12 protein-coding genes and 1 other RNA gene are annotated in these 13,116 nt (G+C 54.7%); 7 read left to right on the top strand and 6 right to left on the bottom strand.

Annotation, left to right across the window (positions count from 1 at the left end):
- Positions 1–196 precede the first annotated feature (196 nt).
- The 4 genes from M4951_RS02480 to M4951_RS02465 are packed head-to-tail and all read left to right on the top strand — an operon-like array spanning position 197 to position 3,802.
- Positions 197–1,027 (top strand): VWA domain-containing protein, encoded by an 831-nt coding sequence (locus M4951_RS02480; RefSeq protein WP_262024904.1) that lies wholly within the window; start codon positions 197–199, stop codon positions 1,025–1,027.
- Entirely contained in the window at positions 1,024–1,962 is a 939-nt protein-coding gene (locus M4951_RS02475; RefSeq protein ID WP_262024903.1) for a VWA domain-containing protein, read from the top strand. Before M4951_RS02480 ends, M4951_RS02475 begins: the two co-directional genes overlap by 4 nt.
- Positions 1,959–2,540, top strand: coding sequence for a tetratricopeptide repeat protein (locus tag M4951_RS02470; protein ID WP_262024902.1), 582 nt, complete (start codon positions 1,959–1,961; stop codon positions 2,538–2,540). The genes M4951_RS02475 and M4951_RS02470 overlap by 4 nt, the downstream gene beginning before the upstream one ends.
- Positions 2,537–3,802, top strand: a complete 1,266-nt coding sequence (locus M4951_RS02465) for a hypothetical protein (protein ID WP_262024901.1) — start codon at positions 2,537–2,539, stop codon at positions 3,800–3,802. The genes M4951_RS02470 and M4951_RS02465 overlap by 4 nt, the downstream gene beginning before the upstream one ends.
- A gap of 244 nt (positions 3,803–4,046) precedes the next feature.
- Here M4951_RS02465 and M4951_RS02460 read toward each other — a convergent pair whose 3' ends face one another.
- The 5 genes from M4951_RS02460 to ssrA form a co-directional block, all read right to left on the bottom strand.
- Positions 4,047–5,633 carry an ArnT family glycosyltransferase gene (locus tag M4951_RS02460; RefSeq protein ID WP_262024900.1) on the bottom strand — a complete coding sequence of 529 codons (1,587 nt, stop codon included), beginning with the start codon at positions 5,631–5,633 and terminating at the stop codon, positions 4,047–4,049.
- Between the two features lie 63 nt (positions 5,634–5,696).
- Entirely contained in the window at positions 5,697–6,572 is an 876-nt protein-coding gene (locus M4951_RS02455) for a glycosyltransferase family 2 protein (protein ID WP_262024899.1), read from the bottom strand.
- A gap of 46 nt (positions 6,573–6,618) precedes the next feature.
- On the bottom strand, positions 6,619–7,683 hold the full coding sequence (locus M4951_RS02450; RefSeq protein WP_262024898.1) for an NAD-dependent epimerase/dehydratase family protein: 1,065 nt from the start codon (positions 7,681–7,683) through the stop codon (positions 6,619–6,621).
- Positions 7,684–7,749: 66 nt separating this feature from the next.
- Positions 7,750–8,808 carry an NAD-dependent epimerase/dehydratase family protein gene (locus M4951_RS02445; RefSeq protein WP_262024897.1) on the bottom strand — a complete coding sequence of 353 codons (1,059 nt, stop codon included), beginning with the start codon at positions 8,806–8,808 and terminating at the stop codon, positions 7,750–7,752.
- A 413-nt stretch (positions 8,809–9,221) separates the two neighbouring features.
- Positions 9,222–9,590: a transfer-messenger RNA gene (ssrA, locus tag M4951_RS02440) on the bottom strand.
- A gap of 212 nt (positions 9,591–9,802) precedes the next feature.
- On the opposite strand from ssrA, the gene M4951_RS02435 reads away from it, so the two are divergent.
- From M4951_RS02435 to M4951_RS02425, 3 genes are all read left to right on the top strand, one after another.
- Positions 9,803–10,780, top strand: coding sequence for an MBL fold metallo-hydrolase (locus M4951_RS02435; RefSeq protein ID WP_262024896.1), 978 nt, complete (start codon positions 9,803–9,805; stop codon positions 10,778–10,780).
- A 185-nt stretch (positions 10,781–10,965) separates the two neighbouring features.
- Positions 10,966–11,271, top strand: a complete 306-nt coding sequence (locus M4951_RS02430; protein ID WP_262023713.1) for a transposase — start codon at positions 10,966–10,968, stop codon at positions 11,269–11,271.
- Positions 11,268–12,152 (top strand): IS3 family transposase, encoded by an 885-nt coding sequence (locus tag M4951_RS02425; RefSeq protein WP_262024895.1) that lies wholly within the window; start codon positions 11,268–11,270, stop codon positions 12,150–12,152. Before M4951_RS02430 ends, M4951_RS02425 begins: the two co-directional genes overlap by 4 nt.
- 460 nt (positions 12,153–12,612) lie before the next feature.
- Here M4951_RS02425 and M4951_RS02420 read toward each other — a convergent pair whose 3' ends face one another.
- Positions 12,613–13,104, bottom strand: coding sequence for a hypothetical protein (locus M4951_RS02420; RefSeq protein ID WP_262024894.1), 492 nt, complete (start codon positions 13,102–13,104; stop codon positions 12,613–12,615).
- Positions 13,105–13,116: the final 12 nt, after the last annotated feature.

Below are 13,116 nucleotides of genomic sequence, written 5' to 3'. Positions count from 1 at the left end.
TGCTTACCCCTGGTTGTTCTTGTTGCTGCCGCTTCCGTGGTTGCTTCGGCGGCTCTTGCCTCCTCGGCAAAGCGATCCGGTCGCCGTTCGCGTTCCCTTTGGCGCGCGACTTTCCTTGTTACTAGGAAGCGACGCGGGCGCTTCGCCAAGCCGCCTATTTTCGCGCCCCTTTATCGTTTCCGTTCTGGTATGGATCATGATTGCCACCGCTTTGGCGCGGCCGCAATGGATCGAGCCTCCCATTACCAAAGAAATTCCAACACGAGATTTGCTGCTGCTTGTGGATCTATCCGGCTCGATGGATCAAAAGGACTTTGTCAACGCGAATGGAGAGAAAGTCAATCGACTGACCGCGGTCCAAGAAGTATTGGGAGACTTTCTGTTACATCGCAAGGGAGACCGAGTCGGGCTGGTTGTCTTCGGCGACGCTCCTTACTTGCAAGCTCCTTTTTCCACCGACCTCACCCTTGCGGAACGCTTGCTCGACGAGTGTCAGGTGGGGATGGCAGGCCCGCGAACCGCTTTGGGAGATGCGATCGGGCTGGGCGTCAATCTGTTTGACAATAGCAACGCTCCAGCGAAGACAATCATCGCACTGACCGATGGCAATGACACCAAAAGCCAAGTCCCTCCCGTCGAAGCGGCTCGAGTCGCCGCTCAACGGAAAATCAAAGTCCATACCGTTGCGATCGGCGACCCGACGACCGTTGGCGAAGACAAGCTGGATGAGCATGCGTTACGCGATGTCGCCAGCGCGACAGGCGGCTCCTATTACTTCGCAGCCGATCGCGATTCGCTGAAAGGGATTTATGAGGAACTTGATCGTGTCGAGTCACACGATGTGAAAACGGTTAGCCATCGCCCACGCCGCGATTTGTATGCCTGGATGCTATTGGCCGGCCTGGCGATTTCGATGCTCGATAAGCTGTTTGTAAGCATCAAGGAGAAGCGATCTCGCGCGGCGGTCAACTCCGCTAGTCGAGTCCACGTCAATCCGCGAACCGGCAAGCTGGAGGTCGTTTCATGACGGATGCGCTCGCCAACTTTCATTTCATTCGTCCCGCCTGGCTGCTGCTCGCTCCATTGGCCATTGGTCTGTGGTGGTTATGGTTGAAAAGCTCGGAACCACTGCGCGGATGGCGATCGCAGATCTCCCCAGTGCTGTTGAAAGCGTTGACGATCGGCGGGCACTCGGCCCAGGGAGCATTCGCTCGCTGGTTGCTTGTGGGTTGGCTGCTGGCGATCGTCGCGATTGCCGGACCGACTTGGCGCCAGGAGCCGAGCCCGTTTGCCGAAGACTCTCCGCCGCTCATGATTTTGTTGAAAGCGGATCAAACCATGGCCCCCGCCAATCAGCAGCCCACCAGCCTGGCACGGGCCAAGCTGAAAATTGCCGATCTGGCGGAAAAACGAAAGGGGCAACCGCTAGGTTTGATCGCGTACGCTGGTTCGGCTCACTTGGTGCTTCCGCCGACCCAGGACACAAGCGTGGTCTCCCAAATGGCCGCGGAGATCAGTCCCGAAATCATGCCAGCTGCTGGAGATCGAATGGATCTAGCGATTCAAGCGGCCCAACAAATTATGGCTTCTGAGCAAACCTCCGGATCGTTTCTGGTTATTGCCGATTCAGTCAATGCGGACGCCGCCCAATTAGCCGCCGCCCAAAAGTCGCTCGCCGGCAATTCTCTGCAATTTCTGGCCATCGCGAATAACGACCCAAGTAAGCTTCAGTCCATTCGCAATGCGGCCAAGATGTTGAATGCTTCGGTCATGGAATTGTCCGCTGACGATACCGATATCGCCGCGATCGTTCGCAACTCAGAGCGTGCGTCTTACGCAAGCGTCACCGGCAAAGAAACGCATTGGCAAGAAGCTGGCTACTGGCTGGTCCCCTGGATCGCCTTGCTGATGGCGTTCTCATTTCGTCGCGAATCCGCCCAAGCCGGAGGAGGCGCCGCATGAGATTTGGATTCGTATTGTTAGGCGTCGCCTGGACAGGGCTTTGGCTCACGCCGGATCAGGCTGGCCAGCGCTATTTCCGAGACCAGAAGTTCCCCGCAGCGGCTCAAGCGTTTGAGGATCCGCTTTGGCAAGGAACCGCCTGGTATCGCGCTGGCGAATTTGAGAAAGCAACTCAGGCCTTTGCCCGCGTTTCTTCCGCCGAAGGCAAGTATAACGAGGGCAACGCTTGGCTAATGTTGGGCAAGTACGACAAAGCGATCGCCAGCTACGATCAGTCGCTAGAGAAACGCCCTGGCTGGCGAGAGGCCGCCGAGAACCGCAAACTGGCCCAGGCACGCCAAGAAAAGCGGAAGCAAGAAGGCGGGGACTTAGGGGACCAGCAAGAAGGCGCGGACGAGATTGTATTCGACAAGAAAAACGACCAAGGGCAAGAGACGCAGGTCGACGGCGAGAAAGCGACATCAGACGCCGCCGTGCAAGCGATTTGGCTCCGACAGGTGCAGACCAAGCCGGCAGATTTCTTGAAAGCGAAGTTCTCGTACCAGCATGCTCAAAGCGCAGAAGGAGCCAGCCCATGATTCTACTGCGACCGGCGATCTTCGTCTTACTGCTGGGCGTCGTGTCAGCCGTGCATGGGGCGGACGTCGAATTAGTGAAGATCCAAGCGCCGGCGGAAGGGAAAACCTACTGGGTCGGCCAACGCATTCCATTGTTCATCGAGTTGAGAGCCCCTGGATCGTTCGACGGAGCAAGCAGCTTTTCGCTGCCGCAAATCCCTCAAACCGTGCTTGTCAAAATCGGCAATCCGGTCGTTTCCTCTGAAGACCACGATGGCGATTCCTGGTTTGTGCAAACGCACGAGTTCGCACTGTTTACGCAAAAATCGGGGACGCTGGAAATTCCAGAATTCCCCGTGCGTTTTAGCAATCATGATGGCTTTACCGGTCCCGTGACAAACCACGACGAGAAAGTCCCCAGCGTCAGGATCGAAGTCAAGTCGCCTCCCGATCGTGAGTCGCACGGCTTTTTGGTAACGACCGAGATAGTCGACATTTCGGAGTCCTGGAATCCCCCACCAGGCGACGTGAAGCAAGGGGACATTGCCGTGCAAACCATCACACAAACGGCGAAGCAAATGACCGGCATGGCGCTGCAGCCTCCTACGGAGCAACCACTTGACGGCGTCCACGCGTACCCGGCCCAACCAGAAGTTTCAGTCAAAACCGACCGCGGTGAATTCACCGGCACGCGAATCGACAAAATTACCTACCGATTCGAGAGCGCCGGAACTGTCACGATTCCCGCAGCGACCTATTCCTGGTGGAATCCAGTCAAGCAAGAGTATGGAACAAAAACGCTTCCCGCAGCGACGTTCCATGTGACAGCCGTCCCCCAGCCGCTTGTCGCCGAATCGCCGCCCGCTTCACTGAGACGATGGATAGTCGGACTAGCGATTGTCGTCGCTCTGATTCTTCTGGGAGCCTGGCGATATCGACCAATCCAAAATTGGTTGACATGCCGATGGCAAAAATTAAATCCACCAGACCGAGTCGCCGCCCGCCGGCTTCTGCACGCTTGTCGTACGAATAACGCCCAACAAGCCGAGATCGCCTGGGCCAGTTGGCAAGCGACGCGTTTGCAATCGATCTCTCTTTCAGACGAGTTGCTTTCGGCCGTGCAAGGTCTCCATCAATCGAACTACGGAGCTGTCCCGCTAGAAGCTTGGAACGGCGCCGCATTAGCGCATGCATTTCAACGCGAGCTACGTCAGACATCCACCCGGCCTACAAATGAATTTGCAATGCTGCCGAAGTTGAATCCAGAAAACGTGATCGCCTAAAGTGCGCGATGGCCATACCAACAGTTGATCGCCCTTGCTATGTTTGCCGCCTGTTTGTGAGTCGACTTAAATCTGTAACCTCAATGAAAAACGCATCTTGCCGAAACCGGCAAAGTGCGTTCCATGGAGGCGGCGAAAATTGGCCGATCACGACGCACATGATTTCCACCACTGAATAACCAACAGCAACGTACGACAACGGCTTCTAGTCGAACAACTTTTTATCAGAACATCTAATGTCAATTTACTCTTGATCGGCTTTTGGCTTATTCAGATCAAAAATGACGTACTTGCCATTAACGGTTGATGATATCGTGTATTTTTCGGCAAGGTATTGGAGAATTTCTTGTTCGCCGTGCACACGTTCGGTCAAGATGACGATGAAATGGGTGGCTCCATCCGTTCGGAAATTTTCGAGTCGTGTCGTATAAGATTCTATTTCCTCGCCAGCAGCACGCTGCAACTTGATGTCGCCGCCATGGGGCCAGTGTTTTGCATCCAAGTAACTGTGATATTTCAGGCCCCTGGCATAATCTTCGGTAATCGCCACGACGTTACCTCCAACTCCAACGGCATGGCCAATCGCAGCATATTCTAGCTCAGATAGAGGCGCATAATAGGACTGTATTTCTGGTCCCGCCGAAAAGCCTATCTGCGTTAGCCAGACAGCAAGCAGCATGATCCCTATCGTCGCGTGTGCTTTCCGCTTTGTTAGCTGGAATAGACCATCAATCAGTGGACAGAGACAAATGCTTACCAGTGGAATTAGCACAGCACAATAGTAAGTGTGACTCATGCTCCGGTAGTTGGTGGCGATAACGAATACCATATACCCCGCAAGTAACCCGAGGTAAATCCAACGCCATCGATCGCTACTGGCCAGCACGATGCCCAAGATAACAAACAGCAGGGTTGTCCATCCATAGTAATCTTCTAAGTATTGAATCCATTGCCCCCACAAAGACATATCCCAAAGCAACGCTGGTAAAAAAGAGACGCCCTGCTGTTGCGGACAAACGACTTGAATCCAGAATAAGCTGGGCAGCGCACAGAGAATTCCATACGCATACCAGTACGGTTCAGACAGAAGGCGTTTGATTCCCACTTCCGCCAACCCCAACCCTGTAAATGCCGCACACAGAGGAAAAAGCATAAAACCAGGTTTCGCAAGTAAAAGCATTCCGCAAGCCGTTCCCAACCAGAGAACGCGCCGCCAAGTGGTTGGATACCCCGAGCGAAGAACAAGCCAAAGAGCCAACAAAAACGTGGCGATCATTAGGGGCTCTGGTTGGAACGTGCGGGACACGATCAAGCCCAGGGGACTATTCATGTAAAAACCGACCGCCGCCATCTGAGCAATCGGGTTTTTGGTTAATTGACGGACAATCAGAAATAAGACCGCTCCTCCTGCTAGCCATACAAGTGTTGAGAAATAGGTCGAAACAGAGGGCGATTCTTTACCGATAACGAGATAAGCCAGAGCGGTAATCGATTCGTTAATTGGTGGTTCGTAGACTTCCTCCCTGGACACTTGCTGATAGTAGATTTGCTCTTTCTCGGATTGTTGAGAGGAAGGCATGATCGCCAAGTAGATGTCCCGCGCTCGCAACGCCGACATGTATTGCCGCATAATGTGATAGGTTGACGGCCACCGATCGCAACTTTCGACACGTTGCCACGCGCCCCAAACCACAAGCCAGGCCAGCACGGCGTAGGCGACAACTCGAATCCAATCGTCGGTTTGCGGGGCGTTCTGAGGTGAAGCGATATCCGTTGCTGGTTTTGAGGAGTTGCTCTCCTGCGCTTTGGAGCCCTTCTTTTTTGTTCTCATCAATCTGCTGTTTCTTTGGCTTCAATTTCGGTGAAAAAGCTGCGTAGCTCTCGTATTGCTCGATTACCGACGGCTTTCTTCACTGATGGGTAGTTCGGTATCGGACAGCTTGTCGTAGGAAAGTGCCGGCGCATCGTCCGAAGAGCGCCCGTCATGATCGTCAGAAGCGTAAGCAGTCGAGTGAAAATCGGATTCGATTTGCCGCCTGTAATCTCCGCGGCTGAAGTATTTCTCCAGCCAGACGTACATTGTGATGAAAAAATAGCGGCTCCCCATTTCCCGGATTTTGAGCTTTGCAAATCCCGTTCGACGATTTCGCCAGGTGATCGGAATTATTGTCCAGGTAAACCCGCGGACGATCGCCTTGAGTGGCAACTCGACGGTTAGGTTAAAATGGGGCGCCAGGAGGGGTCGGCAGCCGTCGATCACTTCACGGCGATAGGCCTTAAACGCGTTCGTCGTATCGTTCAGCTTGATGCGAAACACCATTTTGATGAACAAGTTGGCCATTCGGTTTAGCATCCATTTGATGGCCGGGTAGTCAATTACTCCTCCACCCTTGATGAAGCGGCTACCAAAAACGCACTCGTATCCTTCATTGAGTTTCTCCCAGTAGACAACCACATCGCGGCAATCGTCCGACTCATCCGCCATCATGATCACCACGGCGTCGCCCGTGTAATGCTGCAAGCCGTATTGGACTGCGCGACCAAAGCCGTGTGGCCCAGGATTGCTCACCGGCCTGACTTCAGGAACATCGACGGCAACCTTTTGCAAGACCTCCCACGTCTGGTCAGTGCTTCCGTCATCGACCACCACGATTTCATGGGGCACCTTTTGCAGGCGCAACTCCAAGTGCAGATGTTCTACGGTGGACGCAATACAACCCTCTTCGTTGCGAGCCGGAATAACCACCGAGAGCTTTTTGAGAGTATTCATAGCGAGGGTTACAAATGTTTGGAAAATCGAGAAACGGATGCGTACATCAATCTGCAACCAGGTCGAGCCAGTCAGGATGAGATTGAGCGAAGTCAGTAATTTGATTCAACAGCGTATCGAGGGAAATACGCGGCTGAAAATTCCAAACGCGCTTGGCGCGGGCTGAGTCTAGAACGATCCAAGGAATGTCAAACTTGCGCGGCGTGCGGTCCGCCAGGACTTGATGAGGTCCCAACTTCTGTTCGCACCAACGGCTTAAATTGTTTAATGAAATCGAGTTTTCAATACCTCCCGAGAGGTTGAAGACGCGATGCTCAGGCGTGTCTGAAAAAGCCATTTGCTGTTCCAACACAGGAGATACGTCGAGTGGGGAGAGCGCCGAACGTACCTGAATTCCGGTTCCTTCGTATCCCAAATAGCGGAGGGGCTTGCGGGCTTGCCAGGAGTGGATCCAGTAACTAAAAATTCCTTGCTCGGCGCGGCCAAATTGGCCAGCACCCGCCATCACGTCGCAGCGATTGATCCACACCGGAAATTCATAAGCGCTCCCGTATTCCAAGGCCAACGTTTCCGAGGTGAGTTTGGTGGCCCCATAAAGGGACAGAGGTGGAGTGGTTGAGAAATCTTCGCTCACCCCTTCGGCAGAAAGCCCAGGCGGAGCGTTTTCGTCCAAGACAGGCCGGCAAGCTCCATCGTCCACCACGAGATCTAATGTCTTTAATGGATCAATGGAGTACACCCGACTGGTGCTCAAGAGAATGAACCCGGCTTGGACTCGGCGGCAATACTCAAGCAGGTTGATCGTGCCCAGGAGATTGTGTTCGACCAGTTGACGGCTGTTGCTGCGGCCGTCAATTCCGGCCAACACAGTGGGATTGGCCGACGCATCAATCACGTAGTTCACTTCAGGAAGATCCTGCAAGTCGCTACTGCACCTAATATCACCGTGGATGAGTCGAACGCCCCGTTTGCGCAGGTCGTTGCGATTAAGTTCGCTTCCCAGACGGCTGAGATTGTCCAGGCCGATGATTTCGAAGGCCGACGTTTCTAACCATGCCTTGGCCAATACGCTCCCTACAAAGCCACAAACGCCGGTAATCAGAAGTTTCATTGCATCCCCAAAACGCAGGCGTTGTCACTCCTAATCTTGGAAGCTATCGACGCGACGCAAGCCGCCTTATACGGTCGCCAGCCGTTTTCGCCAACTATCCACAATTTGTTCTAGCGAGTTTTTAAGCGATACGCTCACCTCCCAGTCAGGGTAGTGGCTTTTGATCTTGGCCAAGTCGCTGTAATAACAAATGTGATCGCCAATGCGATTCTGTTCAGAATAGCTGTAAACTTGCTGGATTCCAGTCAATTCTTCCGTCAGCGCGAAAGCCTCCAAAATCGAACAAGAGTTTTCTTTCCCGCCGCCCAGGTTGTACACTTCGCCGAATCTTGGCTTGGCGGCGAACGCTTCAATAAACCGAGCAATGTCGAGAGGGTGAATGTTGTCCCGAACTTGCTTGCCTTGGTAACCAAAAACCGTGTAGTGTTTCTGAGTTAAGTTGCACTTGACGAGGTAACTCAAAAAGCCGTGCAATTGAACCCCGGAATGCGCAGGGCCGGTCACGCAGCCTGCACGAAGACAACACGTAGGAATTCCGAAGTAGCGGCCGTACTCTTGAACCATGAGATCGGCGGCGGCTTTGGAGGCTCCAAACAGCGAATGGGTGCATTGGTCTATCGGCAGGGATTCTGGCACGCCCCGTTCGAACTTCTCATCCGCATAATCAAACCGTTCGGCGGATTCCCGAAGAGGAATGGTGTTGGGCCGGTCGCCGTAGACTTTGTTGGTGGACATAAACACAAATGGCGAATCGGAACAAACTCGCCGGACCGACTCCAGTAGATTAAGGGCGCCGGTTGCGTTCGTGTCAAAATCGTCGAAGGCGATCGCCGCCGCTCGATCATGCGAAGGCTGCGCTGCCGTGTGAACAATCAAATCGGGCTTGAGTCGCTCGACCAATTGAAGCACCCCTTCCCGGTCACGAATGTCCAATTCGTGGTGCTGAAAGCTAGCAATCGTGCGAATGAGCTGATTCTGGTTCCATCGCGTATCCCCCTCAGGCCCAAAAAAAACGGCTCTTTGATTGTTATCTACTCCATGGACCGCATAACCGATCCCACCAAAATAGCGACACACTTCCGAACCGACTAATCCAGAGGAGCCTGTTACGAGTATCGTCTGCATGATATTGACTTTAAGGCGAAGCCGATTGGTTGCAACTCTTATTGGCCGGCGCGGTGAGGATCGATGCGGTAAGATCTTCAATCAAAAGAAGGAGCGATGAGAATTTTATTGCACTCCATCGCAGCAACAAAAAACATTCCCAATCTAGGCGTTTTAGACCACGCCGTTGCACACTGCAAGAGTCTAGAGAGGCTTGGGAAAGTCAATCTCTTCGGCAAAAACAAGTTGATTTTTTTGCTTTACGATTCTTCCAGTAGCTGCCTCACGGGTCTCTCGTTGGGTGCGTCCCGTGAATTCCACCCTGCGAAAGATATCAAGACTCGCCCAACCCGCTGCCCACGGACGAAAAAACAAGACCCGCCAACAATCGTCGGCGGGTCTTGCTAGTTGCCTGAAAGGGGCTTGTTACCCCAAAGTGGAGGCGGCGGGATTTGAACCCGCGTCCCGCGATATTTTCATGCAAGCATCTACGTGTGTAGTCGACTATTTGATTTTTGCAGGCGACGTCTCCAATCGACGAGATCCGACGCCCACTAGCAAAGAACTTGGTTTAGTCTTCAGCGTGCTTTGCGTGACTGAAGACGAGTCGGAATTGGCGACCGGTTTTCAGATCTCTCCGACAAAGACCTTCAACCGGCAAGCTAACCTATTTAACTAGGCAGCAAGGACGAGAGTATTATTCTCGGCAATTATAGTTGTAGTCAGCTTTTAACGAGGCCCACTGACCAACCTCGACACGCCACTTACACTTCAGGCTATCCGGTCGATTCCAATTCGCCCCCGAAAGTGCATTGGTCGCCGCCGCAGCTCGCGCGCGACAGCTTCCTGATATTCGACATTCAGCTCGGTTAACTTGAACCGGGCCAGTTTGCCGAACCTCTTCATTCTACGCCATCTTGGGGGAAAAAGTTCCGCCTAAATGCCGTAAAGTGTTATGATAACTCGGTTTCGATCCCAAAGAAAGCGGCCCCGCCGCAAAGACAGTTCGCTTCTCATGCAAAAATCGCTGTTCGACCTCGACGCAAAGCCTCGCGAGAACTTCTATTTCGACCGCGGGCTCTTCCTGTTGCCGGGGCATCTAGGGCTCGATGTTCGTCGCCGGCAGCAGTTTGGCTTCATTTCGCATGCTCACATGGATCATGCGGCGCGGCACGAAACGATCCTTTGCACGCCGGAGACCGCCGCGCTGGTCCGGCATCGGATCGGCGAGACTCAGTTCCGCGAAATGCCGCTGGGTGAGCCGATCGAGTTTCGCCAATCTCGGCTCACCACCGTTTCGGCCGGGCACGTTCTCGGCTCGGCGATGCTGCTGGCCGAACAGGACGAAGGGTCGATGCTCTACACCGGAGACTATCGGTTGGGTGAATCGTACACCGCCGGCCAGGCTGACCTGCCCCAGGCCGACGTGCTGGTGATGGAGTGCACCTTTGGCGATCCCTTTTATCGGCTGCCGCCGCGGGCCGAAACGATCGCCAGGTTTCTGGAGCAAATCGATCAGGCGTTTCACCAAGGCGCCACGCCGATCGTGCACGCCTACGTGCTCGGCAAAGCGCAGGAAGTGACCAAAATCCTGACGCACCACGGCATTCGCGTGCAGCAACAGCATGATGTCTTCGCGATCAGTCAAATCTACGAAGCGTGCGGCTGCAAGCTGGGCGAGTACGAGCTTTACGATGGTCGACCGAAACAGCGGCATGTGATTGTTTCTCCTCCTCGATCGCAGCGCGGTAGCGACGTGCATGGAGTCGTCCTGGCCCAACATTTCGCGATGACCGGCTGGGGATGGAATCCGCAGTTGGCGGCTCGCTACCGCTGCGATCATGTCGTGCCGCTCTCCGACCACGCCGACTATACCGAACTGTTAGAAACCATCGAGCAAGTCGCGCCGCAGCGAATCTACTGCACGCATGGTCCCAAACGGTTTGTCGACGATCTCCGCGGGCGCGGTCACCAAGCCTATTGGCTCGGTTAGTCGCCAGACGAAACCTTGGACCGGACAGGACTCCGTTTTCTCGGGCTGGAACCTTGGACTGGACAGGACTCCGTTTTCTTGGGCTGAAACCCTGGACCGGACAGGACTCCGTTTTCTCGGGCTTGCCCCAGCCCAGGACTGGTGGACGCTGAAGGATTTTTGGAAAATCCCTTCAGGAGGTCTGCATGTCTCAGGAATCGAATCGGATGCCACGGAAGTACTCTCAACAATTTAAGCAGGACTCGGTCGACTTGGTCGTCAAGCAAGGTTACTCGTTTTCGGCGGCGGCCGACGCGGTTAATGTGCTGGAACGGAGCCTGCGGCGATGGCACAAGCAGCTCGCCCCGAAGCCGAAACCGTGCGGCGATGACGCTTCGCTCGAAGATTTGCGAGCCGAGAACAAGCGGCTGCGCAAGGAACTGCAGCAAGCGGAACTTGAGCGAGAAATCTTAAAAAAAGCGACGGCGTATTTTGCGAAGGAGTCGCAGTGAAATTCGCCTGGATCGCTCAACATCGTGACTCCTTTCCGGTCGAGACCATGTGCTGCGTGCTGCAGGTCAGCAAGAGCGGGTTTTATCGCTCGCTCCGTGCGCAGCCTGGTCCCCGGGCGCTGCGGACCGCGAAAATTCATCAAGCGGTGAAACACGTTTTCGAGCAGTCGGATCAAATTTACGGCAGCGAAAAGATTGCGAAAAAGCTGCAGGCGAGCGACGAGATGGAATCGCCCTGTCGCAACACCGTCGCTAAAGCGATGCGTGATTTAGGCCTGAAAAGCAAGGTTTTCAGCCGTTTCAACCCGACAACGACCAAGGCCGATCCCACGAAGCGTCCGGCCGCCAATCTCCTCGATCAACAGTTCGCGGCTGATGCCCCGAATCAAAAATGGGTGACCGATATTACGTATCTGCCAACCGCATCCGGCTGGGTTTACCTGGCGGTGGTGCTCGATTTATTTAGTCGCAAAGTGGTCGGGTGGGAGTTGTCGACAAGCCTGGCGACGACGTTGGTCAGCAACGCGCTGCGCAACGCGATCGAGTCGCGGCGGCCCGACACGAAGCAGTTGCTGCATCACAGCGATCGCGGCTGTCAGTACACCAGCGACGAGTATCAGCGAACGCTGAAAACGCTGGGAATCACTTGCTCAATGAGCCGCACCGGCTGCTGCTACGACAATGCAGTGATGGAACGATTCTTCTGGTCGCTCAAGCACGAGCGGACGAAGTTCGAAGAATTCGCCAACATCGAAGAGGCCAGACTCAGCGTCTTCCGCTACATTGAAACGTTCTACAACAGCGAGCGAATCCACCAAACGCTCGGTTACCTAACGCCCAATCAGTTCGAGGCCCGGCACGCTACGAACTTGGCCGCGTAAAAAAGTCTACCTTCAGCGTCCACCAGTCCTGGGCTGGGGCAGGCTGGAACCTTGGACCGGACAGGACACCGTTTTTTCGGGCTGGAACCTTGGACTGGACTGGATCACGTTTTTTTCTGGAGAGCGCACCTGCGTTCCAATCGTCCGGTAGTTCAGCGACGGGAATAGTCAGCGCGCAGCAGCGCCGGGTCGAATCGGCCTTTTCGGTCGCCGAGCGATTACGGTTGGGGAAGAACGGGATTTCCAGGTCAATGGACCCCTGATCCGTGCGCTTTGTCAACGGACAAAGTTGGCCGTTGCGGCCCAGCTACTTCGGTTTCGACGGAGGATGTTCATCCCCATCTTTCGCGTTCTTTACGCGGCGATTGCAGCCAATCGAATGTCCTTAAAAAGAGTGACGGTTCTCTTGATTTGCGCAACCGAGAATAACCGCCTGCGCAGGCCGCAGGGAAACTCCTTCCTAGTGTTCGTGCCCGTGCGCTTCCTCTTGAAAGTCGCCGGCGTACGGCGTGCCGTCGACTTCGCCGCTAATGGCGCCGGAGAATTCGCGCACGATTCCTAGATTGTCGTGCTTGCCGACGAAGCGTGAGCTTGTGCCGGCGCTTTCGCCATCAAGCGGAACCGCTTGCAGATCCACCTGAAACGAGGGCTCACGAATGCTCAGCAATAGCGTCTCAGCGGCGATCGGTTCCGGTGTCTTTGCATCTCCCCCCAAGATGTAGACCGCCGACTCTTTGGCGTCATGATCGACGGTGAACTCTACGTGGTATTTGCCGCCGCCCCAATCGGTGACGACGCCTCCGTTGGGCCCGTCGCTGTGGCTATGACCGTGATCCTCTCCGCCGCCGCTGGCGGCAGGCTCGTTGGCGGGCGCCACGGCGGCGTCGTTTTTGCAGCCGATAACACCGACCCATAAACTCGCCAAGACGAAAAATGTTGCGTAACGAATCATGTGCAAATTCCC

It is taken from the genome of Blastopirellula sp. J2-11 (assembly GCF_024584705.1).
GTDB lineage: Bacteria > Planctomycetota > Planctomycetia > Pirellulales > Pirellulaceae > Blastopirellula.
The sequence above is the reverse complement of the archived record's forward strand: the minus strand, read 5'-3'. Positions and strand labels throughout refer to the sequence as shown.